Origin of the sequence: Sphingobium lignivorans, assembly GCF_014203955.1 — a bacterium.
Taxonomy (GTDB): Bacteria; Pseudomonadota; Alphaproteobacteria; order Sphingomonadales; family Sphingomonadaceae; genus Sphingobium; species Sphingobium lignivorans.
The window spans coordinates 2246768-2266153 of record NZ_JACHKA010000001.1; the positions used below are offsets into that span (position 1 = coordinate 2246768).

A 19386-nucleotide genomic window follows, 5' to 3' on the forward strand; every position below is an offset into this window, starting at 1 on the left:
CATGACACGATCCGCTCTGCGCCTTCCGCTCCTTGCCGCTGCTCTGGCCTCGCCTGCCCTCGCACAGTCGCAGCCCGCTCCGACGCCCCATGACCGCGCCATCGCGGCCGGTTACAAGGCAGCCATGCTCTGCAGCGCCATCTTCAATGGCGGGCGCAGCGAGGCACAGATCGAGGCCGTCGAACTGCGCGGCATCTATCCGCAATATGCCGCCATCGTCCCCACGCTCACGGCCGAAGTCGATCGAGCGAGCGCCACGGTGAGCGTCGCATTCGACGATGCCCTGCCTGCCCGCCGCGCCGTCTGGCGCGCCGGCACGGGCTGCACCAACATGCCGATCGGCGCGCCAGCTTCCCCCGGTGCACAGCGTCATGCGGTGCCTCCGGGGCCCGCCCCCGCTGATCCTCGCCCATGGCCGCTTGGCGACGCATTGCCCCGGGTCGCAATGCCGCCGCTCGCGCCGGTGACAGCCGCGTTCAAGAGCGATACGTACGGGGCAGGCATCGTCACCACCGGCGTCATCGTCCTCAAGGGCAATCAGATGATCGCGGAGCGCTATGCCGAAGGCTTCGGGCCATTGACGGCGCAGCGCACATGGTCGGTCGCCAAAAGCATTACCGGGACGTTGGTGGGCATCGCCGCGGCGCAGGGCCTGGTGGACGTAGCCAAGCCGGCGGATATTCCCGAGTGGCAGGATGGGCTGGCGCCGGACCCACGCCGCCCAATCACGCTCGACCAGCTCCTGCGCATGGCATCGGGCCTCTACAGCGGCACCGCCGGCAATCGGACCGACGCCGTCTATTTCGGCGGAACGGCCGTGACCGAAGAGACGGTCGGCCTGCCGCTCGAAGCGGCGCCGGGCACGCGCTTCCGTTATGCGAACAACGACATCATGCTCGCCATGCGCGCCCTGCGCGCCACGCTGGGCGAGGAGCGCTACCGGGATTTTCCGGCGACAGCCTTGTTCGAGCCGCTCGGCATGCGCCACAGCGTCGCCGAGACCGACTGGCGAGGCAATTTCATCTCCACCAGCCAGATGTGGACAAGCGCGCGCGATCTGGCGCGCTTCGGCCTCCTGTATCTCGATGATGGCGTCTGGAACGGCCGGCGCCTGCTGCCGGAGGGCTGGGTGTCTTATGTCACGATGCCGGCCGGCCCGCAGCCCGAGGGGGCGTTCGGTTATGGCGCGACCTTCTGGCTGCTCAACAGCTCGCCCGGCGTCCCGGCCGATACTTATGCGGCCTTCGGAAATCGCGGGCAGTATGTCGTGATCGTGCCGAGCCGCCGCATCGTGATCGTTCGCCGGGGCGAGGACCCTGCCGGCGCGCCTTTCGATGTTGCCCGTTTCACCGCCGATGTGCTCGCCGCCGTCCGGTAAGCGACGACACCGGAAGGCCCGGTGAGCCGCTTCACGCATTTCGCCGCGATCGACTGGTCGGGCGCGGTGGGTCCACGCCAGCGCGGCATCGCCGTGGCAATGTGCGCGGCCGGCACGGACGCACCCGTGCTGGTCCGCCCGGGCCATGTCTGGTCGCGGCAGGAAGTGCTCGACTGGATGATCGGGGAGATGCCGCCCGGCACGCTGGTCGGGCTGGACCTGGGGCCATCGCTGCCGTTCATGGATCGGGGTGCCTTCTTCCCGCAATGGGCGGACAGTCCGGCCGATGCCCGTGCGCTCTGGGCGCTGGTCGACCGCATCTGCGCGGATGATCTCCATCTTTCGGCAGCCAGTTTCGTCGATCATCCCGATGCCTGCCGCCATTTCCGCCGTCATGGCGGGCGTGAAGGCGATCTGTTCGGCGGGGGGCGCGGAAGGATGCGTGTCACCGAGATTGCCCAGCAGGCTCAGGGCCTCAATCCATACAGCAATCTCAATCTGGTGGGCGCCGCCCAGGTGGGGAAATCCAGCCTCACCGGCATGCGCCTGCTCCATCGCGCGCAGGGGCACCTGCCGGTCTGGCCGTTCGATCCCGATCCGGGCGCGGGCAGCCTCATCGTTGAGATCTATACCAGCCTCGCCGCGCTGGCCGCGGGCAAGCGCAAGGGCCAGACCAAGATCCTGGATCCCGACGAACTGGACATCCGCCTCGCCCGCTTCGCCAGCGCGCCTCATTTGCCGCTTCCCGGCCGCTATACCGATCATGCAACCGACGCGCTGCTCACCGCTGCCTGGCTGCGCCATGTCCATGCGCAGCCGGCACTATGGGCGCCGACGGGCATGACGCAGGAGGTCGCGCGAACCGAGGGCTGGACGTTCGGGGTTCTCTGAGCCGTTCCCGCCTTCGGCGCCCCGTCGGAACGCGCCCCATCGGCCGGCCCGGGCTGTCTTTCACATTGACCCCAACCCGGCTGCCCCTTAGAGCCCCTTCGGTTTCGATAATCGGAACCAGCGCTTCATGGCCCTGTTCGGCTGTCTTTTCTCCTCCGGGAGAAGAGCCCGGGGCAAGGCCAATTGCCGGATTAGCACAGTGGTAGTGCAGCGGTTTTGTAAACCGAAGGTCGGGGGTTCGAATCCCTCATCCGGCACCAGAAATCCACTACAACCACCACCATTTAGATGTTTGATCTCCCAGTGTGATGGTACGATTGACGAAGTCACGCAAGCTTCCGTCGTTGCATTGATGCTCTCCGTTCGAGGAAAACGCCTTGTCTCGGTGTCTTCCAAACCGTCGCAGGCCAAATTTTTAAATCGAGCTCGGCTGATTCCCAGATGCGCGCAATCAAAAGGCAATCGCGGCGGCCCAACTCTCGTTTCCCCGTTTGTTTCCTTCGTGCCATTCGCTATTGCAGGCTTAAATGCGATCGAGCCCAGAATATCCCTACCCGTTAAGGATCGCGAGGCGCTGGCTGAAACTCTCCATCCATGCGGACGCTTTTCGTTCCAATCCTCCTGCTTACCTGACGGCCCTATGGTGGCGTCTTTGTCGCAAGAAAGTACGTTCGCGCAGCCAGTTGGCTCCGTTGCTCGGCACTTCAAGAAGAGCCTACGATGCGTGGGTGCTCCGGAAAGAAAAACCCAACCCTCCCGATCATCTTCGTGGAACGGCACCCTCCATACTGGCGCTGGTCGAAGGCGGAGCAGATCAGGCACTTGTGGAGGAAACTTTACGGAATCTGGCTTCCGAAGGTTTGCCGGCTCTAGTGATCGGCTCGGAGAATACGCCTACCCTTTCCGAGGCGATCCAGAAGATCGACTGGAGTGTCGCGCCCTGGCTGATGCCGATTGCGGCTGGTGATAAACTCGCCGCAAGCGCCGCAAGCGCCTACCGAGCCGCGATCGCCGGGACGGAATCACGGCTGGTATATGCCGATGACGATCTTCTGACCCGAAAGGGCCGGCGTTCTGCGCCGCATTTCAAGCCCGACTGGAACAGCGAGCTGTTCTGCCATTTCGACTATCTTTCGGGCACGTGTGTGCTGCGTGCATCTCGTGACGAGTTGGAAGCGATTGCAGGGGCGAACGACTGGATGCGCCAACTGGTGCTTCAGGCGATGGGAAAGGAGGCGCCGCTGCATGTTCGCAAGATACTGCATCACAGGAACAAGCGTCCGCGTCCGCATGTGCCCCCGGCTCCTGCAGTTCTGTCACGGGACCTGCCGCCCGTCACCGTCATTGTTCCCACGCGCAACCGAGCGGATCTGCTGAAAACCTGCATCGCAGGCATCGCGCGCACGGACTATCCGGACGTGGACGTGATCATCGTGGACAATGACAGCGACGATCCGGAAACCCTGTCTTTTCTCGCCAGTCTCGATCCGGCGCGCCACCGGGTGATACGCCACCCCGGCGCGTTCAATTATTCGGCGATCAATAATCGTGCCGTGGAGCAGGCGCGCACCCAGCTTCTATGCCTGCTGAACAATGACATCGAAGTGATCGAGCCGGGCTGGCTGGCGACACTGGCGGTTCAGGCCATGCGCGAGGATGTCGGGGCGGTGGGAGCCCGTCTGCTGTATCCGGATGGTCGGATACAGCATGCAGGCGTCGTGATCGGCATGGGCAATGCAGCCGGACATGCCCATCGCTTCCTGCGTCCCGAGGAAGAGGGTTACTTCCATCGCCACGCGCTGCCCCAGTTCGCCTCGGCAGTGACTGCGGCGTGCCTTGTCCTGAAGCGAGAGCGATTTCTGGCTGTGGGCGGGCTCGACGAGCGGCTTTTCCCGGTCGCCTTCAATGATGTGGACCTCTGCATGCGCCTCAATCAGCGGGGCTGGCACTCTTTTTATGAGCCTCGTGCGACGCTGATCCACCATGAATCGGTTTCACGCGGGTTTGACCGCGACCCTGTCGGCGCGGCGCGATTCGCCGGGGAACTGGCCGCGCTCAAACAGCGATGGGGTACTGACACGGCAGTCGATCCCTTTCATCATCCGCAGCTCAGCCGCGCGAGTGAGCTTTTTGTCGTGGACCTTTAAAAACATTATGTTGGTCGAACCAGAAACCAGGTCCGTTGGCCGAATTGCGTTGCCGGAAGTAACCCTGTGCGCGGTCACGTCAGTTAATATTGCGGCGACTATTCAATCGTTGGAGAGGAGCCTGGGCGAAATTGACTTCGGGGCCTGCAAGCTGTTCACCAATAGACCGGTTTCGATCGATCCTCGGAAAATTACGGTTGTTCCGATATCACGACTGGAATCGTCAGCCGCTTATTCCGATTTCCTCCTTTCGGGCCTGGCGGACCATGTGGAAACCTCCCACTGCCTGGTAACTCAGTGGGACGGGCATGTGATCGCCCCGCATTTATGGCGTCCTGAATTTCTCGCTTATGATTACATAGGAGCCAGCTGGCCCCAGTTCGACGATGGCCATGACGTCGGGAATGGAGGCTTTTCCCTGCGCAGCAAGCGTCTGATGGAAGCCTGCAGGGAGCCGCAGTTCAGGAAGTCCCACCCGGAAGACATCGCCATCGGGCGAGTGAATCGCACCTGGCTTGAAGGCAAGGGGATGCGCTTCGCGCCGCGGGCGCTCGCCGATCTGTTCGCGGTTGAACGGGCAGGAGAACTCGGGAGCAGCTTCGGTTATCATGGCGTGTGGCACATGCCCCGCGCGATTGGTGTCGAGGCTTTCTGGTCCCTGTATCGGGGCCTCGATGATCGCGGCACGATCAAGCACGATTTTGCGCGTATCCTGGGGGAAGTGGGGCGCGGCGCCGGGGGCCTCCCGCGCGCGATCAGAATGATTTTGGACCATGTCGCAGATCGGCTAAGGGGAAGTGGCCGTGATGACGCCCATGCCGGCCCGGCAGAAAGGCCTGATGAATTGTGATGAATCCTCTTCCCGGTGTGCCGCTGGTCGAATCGCCCTTGTTTCCCAAGCTTAAGGATTCGCTGGGATTAACGACAGAAGAGGAAAGGATCGCGACCGGCCTCCATGAAAATGGCTATGCCGTGCTGGACTTCCCGGATGCCGACCTTCACGCGCGAATTGAACGGATCAAGCATAACCTGGGGCCGCGATACGGGATCGATTTCAACGATCCGCAAAGCGACAAGACTGTAGGCGAACGCCGCATCCAGGATGCCTGGACATTTGACGAAGATGTGCGCGCAATCGCGGCGAATGCCGCAGTGATGGACCTGCTGAGCAAACTTTATGGCCGTCGCGTTTTTCCTTTTCAAACGCTGAACTTCCCAGTGGGAACGCAGCAGGACGCCCATTCCGATTCAGTCCATTTTTCGAGCCTCCCGGAACGTTTCATGTGTGGAGTGTGGCTGGCGATGGAGGATATTGGCGCCGACGCTGGGCCGCTATTCTATTATCCCGGATCGCATCGCTGGCCGATCATGACGAACGCGATGATCGGGCGGCGAGGCTTCGGTAGCGACCTTCAGTCTGCGCAAGATCCCTATGGGCCGGCCTGGGACGCAATGCGGGACGCGTGCGATGCTCGGCAGGACATTTTTCTCGCGCGAAAAGGGCAAGCCCTGATCTGGTGCGCGAACCTGCTGCACGGGGGGACTCTCCAGACCAACCCCCATCTGACGAGATGGTCACAGGTGACTCATTATTATTTCGATGACTGCATCTATTATACCCCCGCCTTCTCCGATGAAGCATTGGGACAACTGCGGTTGCGTAACCTCGTGGGAATTGATGACGGGCAACCCCGGCTCAACCGCTACCTGGGGGAAGCACTGCCAAGGACTCCTGTGACGCCTCGTGCATCCTTTCGGCGGCGCTTAATAAAGAGGATCCGAATTTGATGAACGTGGCGGTCAGTATTTTCATCGAAGGGGGAGCATCAACGCAATGACGGAGCTCTGTGGTGAGCCCGTAAATTTGGACAGAGTGCTAGGCGTTAGTCCTGGCATTTGACGAGTTAGATCGAGTGTGAATCTTGGGCTCGATTGTCCCGATTTCGCAGATGTAGGAGCGAGACTCTACCTCTGGCCTGTAACAATGAACCGCCCCGGGATTGTGGGAGGCCATTCGGCTTAAATTATGCGGCCGTGGGAGTGTCGTCCACCATGGCGTAGTAGCGTTTCTCCGCTTCGGCCGGTGGTATATTGCCGATGGGCGCGAGAAGCCGGCGGTTGTTGAACCAGTCCACCCATTCCAGCGTGGCGTATTCGACTGCCTCAAAGGATCGCCACGGACCTCGCCGGTGGATCACCTCGGCCTTGTAAAGGCCGTTGATCGTCTCGGCCAAAGCGTTGTCATAGCTGTCCCCTACGCTGCCCACCGATGGCTCGATCCCGGCTTCGACAAGGCGCTCGGTATACTTGATCGAGACGTACTGGCTGCCGCGGTCGCTGTGGTGGATCAGGCCACCGCGATGGACAGGACGCCGATCATGGATCGCCTGCTCGAGGGCATCCAGCACGAAGCTGGCGTGCGCCGTCCTGCTCACCCGCCAGCCCACGACATAGCGGGCATAGACGTCGATCACGAAGGCCACGTAGACGAACCCCGACCACGTCGCGACGTAAGTGAAGTCCGAGACCCACAGCATGTTCGGCGCCGGCGCATGGAACTGCCGGTTCACCTGATCGAGCGGGCAAGGCGCGGCCTTGTCGCTCATCGTCGTGCGCACCGGCTTACCGCGGATCACGCCCTGCAAGCCAAGATCGCGCATCAGCCGTTCCACCGTGCATCGGGCGATATCGAAGCCTTCGCGCCGCATCTGTCGCCACACCTTCCGCACGTCGTAGACGCCGAAGTTCTCGGTGAAGACGCGCACCACCTCCGGCTTCAACATCTGATCACGCTGAGCACGTGGAGATAGCCGCGAGGGATCGCGCCGCTGCGCCAGGTGCTCATGGTAGGTGGATGGGGCGATCGGCAGAACCCGGCAGATCGGCTCGACCCCATAATCACCGCGATGCTCGTCGATAAACGCGATCATCGCTTGAACGGGCGGTCGAGCTCCGCCTGGGCAAAATATGCGGAGGCCTTGCGCAGGATCTCGTTGGCCTGGCGCAGCTCGCGGTTCTCGCGCTCCAGCGCCTTGAGCTTGTCAGCCACCTCGGTGGGCACGCCGGCTCGCTTGCCGCTGTTCACCTCGGCCTTTTTCACCCACTCCAGCAGCGTGTGCCCCGAACAGCCAATCTTCTCGGCAATGGATGTGATCGCCGCCCAGCGGGACGGATGGTCGCCTTCGTGATCCAGCACCATGCGGACCGCCCGTTCACGAACCTCCGGTGCAAACTTGTTCGTCGTCTTGCTCATCGTAGACCCTTCCTCTCAGGAGTTCGGGCCTCCGGCAATCCCGGGGCGGTTCACTCGGCGCATCTGGGGTGCAGACGCAAAGTCTGCGAGATAATCTGTATCGCCGCCCTCAACGCTATGATCCGCAAACGACACCTATCGCACGCGCATAAGCATCAATAGCTGCCCAATCACCCCTTCTGCGCGCGGACGAGGTCCAGCACGGACTGGGCATGCTCATGGCGGCAGATCAGCAGGTCGGGCAGATAGACGTCGCGCTGATTGTAGATGAGCGGTGATCCATCGATCCGGGAACAATGGAGCCCATGGGCCAGCGCAACCGCAGCCGGAGCGCAGCTGTCCCACTCATATTGCCCGCCCGAATGCAGGTAGATGTCCGCCTCGCCGCGCACCACGGCCATGGCCTTGGCGCCGGCCGATCCCATGGGCACCAGCTGCGCGCCGAGCGCGCTGGCGACTGCGACCGCTTCCGCAGCGGGCCGGGTTCGGCTGACCAGCATGCGCAAGGTCTTGGGCGGCGGCGGCACTGGCGCGGGCCGGTCCGTGCGCAGGATTTCGCCCAGGCCCGGAAGCGCGACAGCGCCGATGGCGGGCTGCCCGTCAATGGCCAGCGCGACATGAACCGCCCAGTCGGTCCGCTCTTCGCCATATTCGCGCGTGCCGTCGACCGGATCGATGATCCACACACGGGATTTCTCCAGGCGCTCCAGCGTATCCTTCGCTTCTTCGGACAGCAGGCCGTCATCGGGCCGCTGCGCGCGGATGGCATGGCAGAGGAACGCGTTGGCGGTCTGGTCACCGGCCTTGCCGAGCGCCTTGCCTTCGAACAGGCCGGAAGCGCGCACCTCCAGCAGCAACCGGCCCGCGACTTCGGCGAGCTGTGCCGCCAGTTCCGCGTCGCTCAATGCCATCCGAGCAGCCTCTCGATGATCTCGTCGGCCGCCTGCTCAGGCGTGATCGCGGTCGTGTCTATGCGTATCTCGGCCGCCTCGGGCGCTTCATAGGGGCTGTCGATCCCCGTGAAGTTCTTGAGCTCGCCGGCGCGCGCCTTGCGATAGAGGCCCTTCACGTCCCGTCGCTCGGCCTCGGCCAGTGGCGTGTCGATGAAGATCTCGAGGAACTCGCCGTCCGGGATCATCGCCCGCACCATTTCCCGCTCTGCGCGGAACGGGGAGATGAAGGCGGTGATCACGATCAACCCGGCATCGGTCATGAGCTTCGCAACCTCACCGACCCGGCGGATATTCTCGATCCGGTCCGCTTCGGTAAAGCCCAGGTCCTTGTTGAGCCCATGGCGCACATTGTCGCCGTCGAGCAGGAAGGTATGCCGGTTCATCCGGTGCAGCTTCTTCTCGACAATGTTCGCGATGGTCGATTTGCCCGAGCCGGAGAGGCCGGTGAACCACAGCACGGCCGGCTTCTGGTTCTTGAGGCCGGCATGCATCTCCCGCGTGATGTCCACGGCCTGCCAGTGGACATTCTGGGCCCGGCGCAGCGAGAAATGCAGCATGCCTGCGGCGACCGTCGCGTTGCTGATCTTGTCGACGAGGATGAAACCGCCCAACGTCCGGTTCTCGGCATAAGGCTCGAATACGACCGGCCTGTCGGTCGCCAGTTCCGCGACGCCGATGGCATTGAGATCGAGCGTCTTGGCCGCCAGATGCTCCATCGTGTTGACGTTGATCTCATATTTGGGCGCCTGCACCGTCGCGGAGACCATCTGCGTGCCGAGCTTGAGCCAGTAGGCCCGGCCCGGCTTGAGCGCCTCGTCGGCCATCCAGACGATCGTCGCTTCGAACTGGTCCGCGACCTGCGACGGATTGTCGGCGGCCGCAATGACATCGCCCCGCGAGCAGTCGATCTCGTCGGCCAGGCACAGCGTGACGGACTGGCCGGCAACGGCCTCGTCCAGATCGCCATCCAGCGTGACGATGCGGCTCACGCTGCTCGTCTTGCCGGATGGCAGCACGCGGATCGCATCGCCCGGCTTCACAGTCCCGCTCGCGATCAGCCCGGAGAAACCCCGGAAATCGAGATTGGGGCGATTGACCCACTGCACCGGCAAACGCAGCGGCTTTGCCTGATCGGCGCTGTTGTCTACCTCCACGCTTTCGAGATGGTCCATGAGGGGCGGCCCCTCATACCACGGCGTATTCGACGAGAGCGTCGTGATGTTGTCGCCCCGGAAACCCGAGATCGGGATGGCGACGAAATCGGTGATGCCGATCGATCCGGCGAAATCGCGATATTCGCTGACGATCGTCTCGAAGATGTCCCGGCTGTAGTCCACCAGGTCCATCTTGTTCACCGCCAGCACGATGTGGCGGATGCCGACCAGATTGGCGAGATAACTGTGCCGCCGTGTCTGGGTCAGCACGCCCTTGCGCGCATCGATGAGAATGACGGCGAGATCGGCGGTCGACGCGCCAGTCACCATGTTGCGGGTATATTGTTCGTGGCCGGGCGTGTCCGCGACGATGAACTTGCGCTTCTCCGTCGTGAAGAAGCGATAGGCGACATCGATGGTGATGCCCTGCTCGCGCTCGGCCGCCAGCCCGTCCACCAGCAGCGCGAAGTCGATTTCCTCGCCTTGCGTGCCGACCCGCTTGCTGTCCGCTTCCAGCGCGGTAAGCTGGTCCTCGAAGATCATCTTGCTGTCGTAGAGGAGGCGCCCGATCAGCGTCGATTTGCCGTCGTCGACGCTGCCGCAAGTGATGAAGCGCAGCAGGCTCTTGTGCTGATGCTGGCTGAGATAGGCATCGATGTCCTGCGCAATGAGCGCATCGGTCTTATAGATGGGGTCCGTCATCAGAAGTACCCCTCCTGCTTCTTCTTTTCCATGCTGGCGTCGCCACCGTCTTTGTCGATCACGCGGCCCTGCCGTTCGCTTGTCGTGGTGAGCAGCATTTCCTGAATGACTTCGCTCAGCGTTGCCGCCTCGCTCTCCACCGCGCCGGTCAACGGATAGCAGCCCAGGGTCCGGAAACGGATGGAGCGCATGACCGGCGTTTCGCCGTCCCGCAGCGGAAAGCGCTCGTCATCGACCATCAGCAGCAGGCCATCGCGCTCCACGGTCGGGCGCGGCGCGGCGAAATAGAGCGGGACGATCGGAATGCGGTTGAGCTGGATATACTGCCAGATGTCCAGTTCGGTCCAGTTGCTGATCGGGAAGACCCGGATGCTCTCGCCCTTTGCCTTGCGGGCATTGTAGAGGTTCCACAGTTCGGGCCGCTGGTTCTTGGGGTCCCAGCCATGGCTGGCCGTGCGGAAGGAGAAGATGCGCTCCTTGGCGCGGCTCTTCTCCTCGTCACGCCGCGCGCCGCCGAAGGCCACGTCGAACCCGTGAAGATTGAGCGCCTGCTTCAGACCCTCCGTCTTCCACATGTCCGTGTGCAGCGGACCATGGTCGAAGGGATTGATGCCCCGCTCCTTCGCCTCCGGATTCTGGTAGACCAGCAGTTCCATGCCGCTCTCCTTCGCCATCCGGTCGCGCAATTCGTACATGGCCTGGAACTTCCAGGTCGTATCGACATGCAGCAGCGGAAAAGGCGGCGGCGAGGGATAGAAGGCCTTGCGGGCGAGATGAAGCATCACGGCCGAATCCTTGCCCACCGAGTAGAGCATGACGGGCCGCTCCGCCTCGGCGACCACTTCGCGCATGATGTGAATGCTCTCCGCTTCGAGCCGTTCAAGGTGCGTGAGTTTCCGGGTCATTCAGCGTCCTGCATCAGGGATTGGAGGATTCGGGGCGCCTCATGGGCGAGGCAGTGCTATCCCAGACCCTACCGCAAGGCAGCATGCTTTTCCTGTATCAGGAAACAATTTGTCTATCCCACCTGGCTCCAGAGCGATCGCAGACGGTAAAGTCCGGCGATCATTCCGCCGCAGCCGGGGCCTTGCTCTTGGCTTTGGACGGTGCCTTCCCCTTGGCTGTCGTTTTCTTCGCGGCGCCTGACTTGCCGGCGCTGGACTTCGCCTTGCCCTTGCGCTTCCCGGCAGGCGCCTTGGCAGCGCGCTCGTCGATCAGCTGTGCGGCCTCCTCCAGCGTCAGCGCATCGGGCGCGACTGTTTTCGGCAGCGTCGCATTGGTGGTGCCGTCGGTCACATAGGGGCCATAGCGCCCCTCCATGAGCCGGATCTCCGCCTCCGTGCGCGGATGCGCACCGAGTATCTTGAGCGGCTCGGCCGCCTTGCGCCCGCCGCTCCCCCGGTTAGCCGCGTCGGCCAGCTTGGCGACGGCGGCGTTCATACCGGTCTCGAAGATTTCGGCCGTAGAGGCGAGCCGCGCATATTTGCCGTCATGCGCAAGATAAGGGCCATAGCGCCCGAGGCTCGCCGTGATCGGCTTGCCGGTCTCGGGATGATCGCCAATGGTGCGCGGCAACGAGAGCAGTCTGGTCGCCCAGTCCAGCGTCAGTTCGCCATTGGGCAGATCCTTGGGAATGGACGCGCGCTTTGCCTCCTTGCCGCTTCCCATCTCGACATAGGGGCCGAAGCGGCCTGACTTGCGCAAGATCGGCTCGCCGGTTTCCGGATGCGTGCCGAGCTCCTCATTGCCCCCGGCTGCATCGCCATCGGCGCCACCGGGCTGCCCGAATTTGCGGGTGTAGCGGCATTCGGGATAGTTGGAGCAGGCGATGAAGGCACCATAGCGCCCGCCCCTCAGCGACAGCCGGCCGTCGTGGCAGAGCGGGCAGAGACGCGGATCGCTGCCATCGCCTTTGTCCGGGAACAGCATGGGTGCCAGATATTCGTCCAGCGCGGCTGTGATCTCGCTCGGCTTCTGCTCCATGATCTCGGCGGTCTTGGGCTTGAAGTCCCGCCAGAAGGCTTCGAGCACCTGTTGCCACTGCGCGCGGCCACCGGAAATCTCGTCCAGCTCCTCTTCGAGGCCCGCCGTGAAATCATAGGACACATAGCGCTCGAAGAAACGCTCGAGAAATGCCGTCACCAGCCGACCGCTCTCCTCCGCGAAGAACCGGTTCTTCTCGATGCGCACATAGTCGCGGTCCTTGAGCGTCTGGATGGTCGAGGCATAAGTGGAGGGGCGACCGATCCCGAGTTCCTCCAGCCGCTTGACGAGGCTTGCCTCGCTGTAGCGCGGCGGGGGCTGCGTGAAATGCTGGTCGGCGCGCACGTCCTTCTTGGCCGGCTGATCCCCCGCCTTGAGTGCGGGCAGCAGCCTGCTTTCCTCATCCTCTCCATCGCCAGCACCTTGCCGGCCGACAGGATCGTCGCGGCCTTCTTCGTAGAGTGCCAGAAAACCCGGAAAGAGCACCACCTGCCCGGTGGCGCGCAGGACATGCTGGCCAGTGCCGTCCGTCAGTTCGACGGCGGTGCGCTCCAGTCGCGCGGACGCCATCTGGCTTGCCAGCGCACGCTTGAAGATGAGGTCGTAGAGCTTGGCATGGACGCCCGAGCCGGCGCTGTCCCGGTTGAAGTCGGTGGGCCGGATTGCTTCGTGCGCTTCCTGAGCGTTCTTCGCCTTGGTCTGGTAGTGGCGGGGCTTGTCCGGCAGATAGCCGCCATCATAGCGCTTCGCGATGGCATTGCGCGCGGCGGAAATGGCGCTTTCGTCCATCTGCACGCCATCGGTCCGCATGTAGGTGATCGCGCCATCCTCGTAGAGCTGCTGCGCGACGCGCATGGTCTCGCTGGCCGAGAGGCCAAGCTTGCGCGCTGCTTCCTGCTGCAATGTCGAGGTGGTGAAAGGCGGCGGCGGATTGCGCGTTGCGGGCTTGGTCTCGACAGACGACACCGTGAAGCGCCCGGCCTCCACATCGGCCTTGGCGGCAAGCGCGTCACCTTCCTTGCCAATGCTCAGCCGGTCGAGCTTTTCGCCCCGCCACCGCACGAGCCGCGCATCGAATCGCTGCCCACCCTGCTCCAGGAGCGCCGTGACGGACCAGTATTCCTGCGAGACGAACGCCTCGATCTCCCGCTCGCGCTCCACGATCAGCCGCAGCGCTACCGATTGCACGCGCCCGGCGGACTTGGCGCCAGGTAGCTTGCGCCAGAGCACCGGCGAAAGCGTGAAACCGACGAGATAGTCCAGCGCACGCCGCGCGCGGTAAGCATCGATCAGATCGTCGTCGAGGGCGCGCGGATGCTTCATCGCCTCGGTGATCGTCGCCTTGGTGATCGCATTGAAGGTAACGCGCTCCACGCGCGCGGGCAGGGCCTTCTTGGCGCGCAGCACTTCCTGCACGTGCCAGCTTATCGCCTCCCCCTCGCGGTCAGGGTCAGTCGCCAGGATGAGTTCGTCGGCCTTCTTCGCCTCGTCCGTGATGGCCTTGAGCTGTCGCGCCTTGTCGCCATAATTCTCCCAGGCCATCGCAAAGCCATGCTCCGGGTCGACTGACCCGTCCTTGGGCGGCAGGTCGCGCACATGGCCGTATGAAGCCAGGACGCGATAATCCCCGCCGAGATACTTCTCGATGGTCTTGGCCTTGGCCGGCGATTCGACGATGACGAGCTTCATGATGCTCCGCTAGCTTTTCTTACGTGTACGCGCGAGAGTGGGAAGCAGGCCGCCTCCTCGTCAAGCCCCGCGCATGAAGATTGGAGAATAGGTAGGATCAGGCGGGCCATCATGCGAGACTGACGCGCCCGCCCGCATGGCGCTGGAGGCGTCCGGCAATCTCCAGTTCCAGAAGCGCCGTCTGGACGAGCGCGGGCGCAAGCCCTGTCTGGCGGATCAGTTCGTCGACCGCCACGGGGCTCATGCTGAGAAGTTCCACGACGCGGGAGCGCTCCGGTTCGGACAGATCGGTCGATGGAGGGCTATGGAAGCTCCGGCGCCCCGAGCGCAGCGCCAGCGGATCGATGGCGCCGATCGCCTCGATGATGTCCTGTGCGTTCTGGACCAGCGTCGCCCCCTCCCGGATGAGGCTGTTGCAGCCCTGCGCCCGGGGATCGGCCGGAAAGCCGGGGATCGCCATGACTTCCCGCCCCTCCTCGCCGGCGAGCCGCGCCGTCAGCAGCGAGCCGGAGCGCGGCGCGGCCTCCACGACCACGGTGCCGGCGCTCATCCAGGCAATGATGCGGTTGCGCGCCGGGAAATGCCGCGCAAGCGGTTCGGCGCCGGGAGGCAGTTCCGTAATCAACAGCCCCTCGCGCGCGATGCGTTCCTGCAGATCGGCATTCTCGGGCGGGAAAGCGACATCGATACCCGCGCCGATGACGGCAACGGTGCTCGCTGGCCCGGCCCCGACATGCGCCGCCGTATCGATGCCCCGGGCAAGGCCGGAGACGACCGTGATGCCCGCCCCCGCCAGTGCGTGTGCCAGTTCGCGCGCAAACCGAATCGCCGCCGCCGATGCATTGCGTGCGCCGACGAGCGCGACGGTGCGCTGTCGGGCCAGCGCCGTATCCCCGCGCAGGATGAGCGCCGGAGGACTAGCGCCCGCTTCGGCAAGCAGGGGCGGATAATCCCGGTCCCCCAGGAAGCAATAACGTGCCTCGTTCCGGACCACCCGCGCGATCTCCGCTTCTAGCGCCCGCGCGTCCGCCGGCCGGAACGAGCGCCCGCCGCCGCGTGCTGCGAGTTCAGGCAGCGCCTCGAGGGCCCGTCCCGCGCTGCCGAAGCGTGCCATGAGCTGCCGGTAGGCGACCGGCCCGACATAGGGCGTGCGAACGAGGCGAAGCTTGTCGAACTGGTCGTCGGTCAGCGTGCTCATATCTTGGGGGATGCGCCCACGCGCGGTTCAACGCCACGCATCAGCCGCGCGATATTGGAGCGATGGCGCCACAGCACCAGCGCCGCCATGGCGCCGAAAGCCGGCATCAGCCCGACAAGGCCCAAAGCGAACGCCGCCACTGGCGTGCAGAGCGCCGCGCTGATCCCGCCAACCGAACTGATCCGGGAGAGCGCCAGCGCGACGAGCCAGACCAGGGCGAAGACGAGGCCGACGAGCCAGGAGAGGGCAAGGCTGACGCCCAGCATCGTGGCAACGCCCTTCCCGCCCCGAAAACCGAGCCAAAAGGGATAGCAATGGCCGATCAGGGCGAGCACGCCCGCGATAGGGCCTCCGCCCTCAGCGCCCAATTGCGTTCCGGCCCAGACTGCCAGCGCGCCCTTGGCGCCATCGAGCAGCAGCGTCGTTGCCGCCAGGCCCTTCCGGCCGGTGCGCAGGACATTGGTCGCGCCGATATTGCCGGAGCCGATCGCGCGAAGATCCCCGGCTCCAGCGAGGCGGGTGAGGATGATCCCGAACGGGATGGACCCGATAAGATATCCCAGGGCAGCAATCAGTGCCGCCATCTGCCACTCCGTCAAACCAGCCCCTCCCTCGTGGATGCGGGCTCTTGTTGCGCGGCACGGCAGACAGTTGCAAGCGGCGAGTGAATTCTCCCCGTTGGCGAAGCATTTGACGGGTGCCCGGCTTCCCTGCACAAGACGCGCAACAATCAGGTTCAGGGGTTCCGGCATGAATTATTCCGTGACGGCGGTCATCGCGGCCGCACTTGCGTTGAGCATCGGGCAGGCACAGGCGGCGGACGAGAAGAAAGGCAAGGAGCCCGCCTGGGATGTGAACGCCCCGCCGGGTCTCAAGACCCGCGAGGTCCGCATCACGGTGGACGAGGGCAGCTGGATGAATGTGGACGTCTCACCCGATGGCAAGACGATCGCGTTCGATCTGCTGGGCGACATCTACACCATGCCTATCGCGGGCGGCACGCCGAAGCGGATCGCCGAGGGACTGGCCTATGAGCACCAGCCCCGCTTCTCGCCGGACGGCAAGCGCATCGCCTTCACCTCCGATCGCGGCGGCGGCGACAATATCTGGATCATGAATGCCGACGGCAGCGACAAGAAGGCCCTCACCAGCGAGAGCTTCCGCCTGCTCAACCAGCCCAGCTGGAGTCCGGACGGCCGCTTCATCGTGGCGAAGAAGCATTTCACGACGCAGCGTTCGCTCGGGACCGGAGAAGTCTGGCTCTATCATGTCGCGGGCGGCGGCGGCGTGCCGCTGGTCAAACGCGCCAACGAGGTGCTGCAGAAGGAACTGGGCGAGCCCATTCCCGCCCCGGACGGCAAGAGCGTCTATTATGTGCGCAACATCACGCCCGGCAACATCTTCGAATATGCGCAGGATTCCGGGCGGAACATCTTCGATATCGAACGCTACGATCTCTCGACAGGTGAGGTCAGCACCGCTGTGACGGGCCTGGGCGGCGCCGTCCGTCCCACCCCATCGCCCGATGGAAAATCCATCGCTTTCGTCCGCCGGGTCGATGGCGTCTCGACGCTCTGGCTGAAGCAGCTCGATACCGGCGCGGAGCGCAAGCTGTTCGGTCCGCTCGACCGCGACGTGCAGGAGACCTGGGCCGTGACCGGGCTCTATCCGAACATGGCCTGGACCCCGGACAGCCGCGCGATCGTCTTCTGGACCGGCGGGAAGCTCTGGCGGCTCGATACAGGCAGCGACAAGCCGGTCCCGATCCCCTTCCGGATCGACGATACGCGCGTGGTGATCGACGGCCCGCATCCCCAGATCGAGGTTTCGCCCGATCAGGTTCGCACGAAGATGCCGCGCTGGGCCAGCGTGTCGCCCGATGGACGGCAGCTGGTGTTCGAGACGCTGGGCAAGCTCTGGACCAAGCCCGTTTCGGGCGGGGCAGCAAGGCGGCTCGTGCCGGGCGACGAGGCGGACATGCAGCTCTGGCCGAGCTGGTCGCGTGATGGCCGTTCCGTCGTCTTTGTGAGCTGGACGGATGAAGGCCTGGGCCACGTCCGCACGGTGCCTGCGACCGGCGGAAGCGCACGCACGATCACCAGCATCGCCGGCCATTACGCCAAGCCCCGCTTTTCTCCCGATGGCAAGACGATCGTCTTCGAAAAGCGCGGCAGCGAAGGCCTCACGTCCACGCGCGGGACGGACGAGCCCGGCGTCTGGCGCGTCGCGGCGAGCGGCGGCGCGCCGGATCTGGTCGCATCCGGTGTCGGCGATCCTCAGTTCGGTGCCGAGAATGACAGGCTGTTCATGGTGGGTTCCGAGAGCGGCAAGCGGCAGCTCATCAGTGCCGGCCTGGATGGCACCGCGCGCCGGACCCATGCCACGGGCGCCATGGTCACCGAATTCGAGGTTTCGTCGGACGGACGACATGTCGCTTTCCGTCAGAATTACCAGGCGTTCGTCATGCCGCTCATGCCCGGCACGCAGAATGTGGACGTGGACAAGGAAGGCGGCCCCCTGCCCGTCACGCGGGTGAGCGCGGAAGGCGCGTCCTTCATCAACTGGTCGAACGACGGCGCCGCGCTGCACTGGTCGCTTGGTCCGACATTGTACTCGGCGCAGACCGCCGCTCTCTTCGCCGCCGGCCCGACGGGCAAGGATGCCCCGAAATTCGAGCCGCCACGTTCCGGCGTTGACCTCTCCATGACCGTGCCGGCCCGACAAGCCCCGCGGAACCGTCGCGCTGACCGGCGCCCGCATCCTCACCATGGCAGATGATGCGGGCGGGATCATCGAGGATGGCACCATCGTGATCCGGGGGGACCGGATCGTGGCGGTCGGGCCGCGCGCGGACATCGCCATTCCCGCCGGCGCGACGCAGCTGGACATGGCCGGAAAGACGATCATGCCCGGCTTCGTGGATGCCCATGCCCATGGCCCGCAAGGCGAGGACATGCTCATCCCGCAGCAGAACTGGTCATCCCTTGCCAATCTGGCGATGGGCACCACGACGATCCACGATCCTTCGTCCAGTGCAGCCGACATCTTCGCCGCCGCCGAGATGCAGCGGGCAGGCATCATCCTGTCCCCTCGTATCTTCTCGACGGGCGAAGTCATCTATGGCGCGAAGGCACCGGGCGTCTATGCGGAGATCAACACCTATGAGGATGCGTTGGCCGATGTCCGCCGGCTGAAGGCACAGGGCGCGCACAGCGTGAAGAACTACAACCAGCCGCGCCGCGATCAGCGACAGATGGTCGTCGCCGCTGCACTGGCTGAAAATATGGAAGTGGTGCCCGAGGGCGGTTCGCTGTTCACGATGGACATCTCGCTGGTGCAGGACGGCAACTCGACCGTCGAGCACAATGTCCCGCTCGAGACCTTCTACCAGGATGTCGTCAGCCTCTGGTCACAGAGCACGACGAACTACACGCCGACACTGGTCGTGACCTATGGCGGTCTTGCCGGTGATCCCTACTGGCGGGCCCATACGGACGTATGGCGGCATCCCATCCTCTCCAGGCATGCGCCGGCTGCATTGCTCGCCGCGCAGAACAAGCGGCGGGAGCTGGCCCCGGAAGAGGCTTATGTGGATGACGAGTCCGCGCGGGAATCGAAGAAGCTCGCCGATCGCGGCATCCAGGTCTCCATTGGCGCGCATGGCCAGCAGACCGGCCTTGGGTCCCACTGGGAAATCTGGAGCTTCGTGCGGGGCGGATGGAGCCCGATCGATGCGCTGCGCGCCGCGACGATCATGCCCGCCCGCTCGCTGGGCTATGTCGCGGACGTGGGCTCGCTGGAGACCGGAAAGCTCGCCGATCTCATCGTGCTCGATGCCGATCCGACGAGCGACATCCGGAATACCGAGAAGATCCATCGCGTGATGCTCGGCGGACGCCTCTACGATCCTATGACCATGAACGAGGTCGACACCGGCAATCGCAAGCGCCTGCCCTATTGGTGGGAAGCCGACGGGACCAGCAACGGCGCAGGCATGAAGCTGAGCATCAGCGATGGCCATGGCCACTGACGATCGCC

Annotated in this window: 12 protein-coding genes, 1 tRNA gene, 1 pseudogene and 1 other annotated feature; of the genes and pseudogenes, 7 read left to right on the forward strand and 7 right to left on the reverse strand. The window is 64.2% G+C overall.

Annotation, left to right across the window (positions count from 1 at the left end; genetic code table 11):
• Position 1: 1 nt before the first annotated feature.
• The 6 genes from HNP60_RS10405 to HNP60_RS10430 all read left to right on the forward strand — a co-directional run bounded on the left by HNP60_RS10405 (position 2) and on the right by HNP60_RS10430 (position 6204).
• Positions 2–1378, forward strand: coding sequence for a serine hydrolase domain-containing protein (locus HNP60_RS10405; RefSeq protein ID WP_184153368.1), 1377 nt, complete (start codon positions 2–4; stop codon positions 1376–1378).
• A gap of 21 nt (positions 1379–1399) precedes the next feature.
• A complete protein-coding gene (locus HNP60_RS10410; protein ID WP_184153370.1) occupies positions 1400–2269 on the forward strand; it encodes a hypothetical protein in 870 nt (289 codons plus the stop codon).
• 185 nt (positions 2270–2454) lie between these two features.
• Positions 2455–2529: transfer RNA gene (locus HNP60_RS10415), tRNA-Thr, on the forward strand.
• A gap of 267 nt (positions 2530–2796) precedes the next feature.
• On the forward strand, positions 2797–4416 hold the full coding sequence (locus HNP60_RS10420) for a glycosyltransferase family 2 protein (protein ID WP_184153372.1): 1620 nt from the start codon (positions 2797–2799) through the stop codon (positions 4414–4416).
• Positions 4391–5266: a DUF5672 family protein gene (locus HNP60_RS10425; protein WP_338056709.1), complete on the forward strand. Its 876-nt coding sequence runs from the start codon at positions 4391–4393 to the stop codon at positions 5264–5266. The genes HNP60_RS10420 and HNP60_RS10425 overlap by 26 nt, the downstream gene beginning before the upstream one ends.
• Positions 5266–6204, forward strand: a complete 939-nt coding sequence (locus tag HNP60_RS10430; RefSeq protein ID WP_184153375.1) for a phytanoyl-CoA dioxygenase family protein — start codon at positions 5266–5268, stop codon at positions 6202–6204. The genes HNP60_RS10425 and HNP60_RS10430 overlap by 1 nt, the downstream gene beginning before the upstream one ends.
• Before the next feature lie 236 nt (positions 6205–6440).
• Here the strand turns inward: HNP60_RS10430 and HNP60_RS10435 are convergent.
• The 7 genes from HNP60_RS10435 to plsY all read right to left on the reverse strand — a co-directional run bounded on the left by HNP60_RS10435 (position 6441) and on the right by plsY (position 15932).
• Positions 6441–7669, reverse strand: a protein-coding gene (locus HNP60_RS10435; protein ID WP_184153378.1) for an IS3 family transposase whose coding sequence is annotated in 2 segments (ribosomal slippage) — positions 6441–7381 and positions 7381–7669 — 1230 coding nt in all. Because the reading frame shifts where the segments join, the coding sequence is not laid out codon by codon here.
• Positions 7272–7388, reverse strand: a sequence feature (AL1L pseudoknot). It overlaps the preceding gene by 117 nt.
• A gap of 170 nt (positions 7670–7839) precedes the next feature.
• Positions 7840–8580 (reverse strand): 3'(2'),5'-bisphosphate nucleotidase CysQ, encoded by a 741-nt coding sequence (locus tag HNP60_RS10440; RefSeq protein ID WP_184153381.1) that lies wholly within the window; start codon positions 8578–8580, stop codon positions 7840–7842.
• Positions 8571–10478 (reverse strand): sulfate adenylyltransferase subunit CysN, encoded by a 1908-nt coding sequence (gene cysN / locus HNP60_RS10445; protein ID WP_184153384.1) that lies wholly within the window; start codon positions 10476–10478, stop codon positions 8571–8573. The genes HNP60_RS10440 and cysN overlap by 10 nt, the downstream gene beginning before the upstream one ends.
• Entirely contained in the window at positions 10478–11383 is a 906-nt protein-coding gene (cysD, locus tag HNP60_RS10450) for a sulfate adenylyltransferase subunit CysD (protein WP_014076564.1), read from the reverse strand. Before cysD ends, cysN begins: the two co-directional genes overlap by 1 nt.
• A 160-nt stretch (positions 11384–11543) precedes the next feature.
• Positions 11544–14150 (reverse strand): type I DNA topoisomerase, encoded by a 2607-nt coding sequence (topA, locus tag HNP60_RS10455; RefSeq protein WP_184153387.1) that lies wholly within the window; start codon positions 14148–14150, stop codon positions 11544–11546.
• Between the two features lie 109 nt (positions 14151–14259).
• Positions 14260–15348: a DNA-processing protein DprA gene (gene dprA, locus HNP60_RS10460; protein ID WP_184153390.1), complete on the reverse strand. Its 1089-nt coding sequence runs from the start codon at positions 15346–15348 to the stop codon at positions 14260–14262.
• On the reverse strand, positions 15345–15932 hold the full coding sequence (gene plsY, locus HNP60_RS10465) for a glycerol-3-phosphate 1-O-acyltransferase PlsY (RefSeq protein WP_184153393.1): 588 nt from the start codon (positions 15930–15932) through the stop codon (positions 15345–15347). The genes dprA and plsY overlap by 4 nt, the downstream gene beginning before the upstream one ends.
• Before the next feature lie 166 nt (positions 15933–16098).
• On the opposite strand from plsY, the pseudogene HNP60_RS10470 reads away from it, so the two are divergent.
• Positions 16099–19378, forward strand: a pseudogene (locus tag HNP60_RS10470) (amidohydrolase family protein).
• The last annotated feature ends 8 nt before the right edge of the window (positions 19379–19386 follow it).

What these genes read in the sequence shown, in the direction of transcription:
- plsY (WP_184153393.1), bottom strand. Translation starts at nt 15,932, where the DNA reads ATGGCGGCACTGATTGCTGCCCTGGGATATCTTATCGGGTCCATCCCG.
- cysD (WP_014076564.1), bottom strand. Translation starts at nt 11,383, where the DNA reads ATGACCCGGAAACTCACGCACCTTGAACGGCTCGAAGCGGAGAGCATT.
- cysN (WP_184153384.1), bottom strand. Translation starts at nt 10,478, where the DNA reads ATGACGGACCCCATCTATAAGACCGATGCGCTCATTGCGCAGGACATC.
- HNP60_RS10430 (WP_184153375.1), top strand. Translation starts at nt 5,266, where the DNA reads ATGAATCCTCTTCCCGGTGTGCCGCTGGTCGAATCGCCCTTGTTTCCC.
- HNP60_RS10405 (WP_184153368.1), top strand. Translation starts at nt 2, where the DNA reads ATGACACGATCCGCTCTGCGCCTTCCGCTCCTTGCCGCTGCTCTGGCC.
- dprA (WP_184153390.1), bottom strand. Translation starts at nt 15,348, where the DNA reads ATGAGCACGCTGACCGACGACCAGTTCGACAAGCTTCGCCTCGTTCGC.
- topA (WP_184153387.1), bottom strand. Translation starts at nt 14,150, where the DNA reads ATGAAGCTCGTCATCGTCGAATCGCCGGCCAAGGCCAAGACCATCGAG.
- HNP60_RS10440 (WP_184153381.1), bottom strand. Translation starts at nt 8,580, where the DNA reads ATGGCATTGAGCGACGCGGAACTGGCGGCACAGCTCGCCGAAGTCGCG.
- HNP60_RS10420 (WP_184153372.1), top strand. Translation starts at nt 2,797, where the DNA reads ATGCGATCGAGCCCAGAATATCCCTACCCGTTAAGGATCGCGAGGCGC.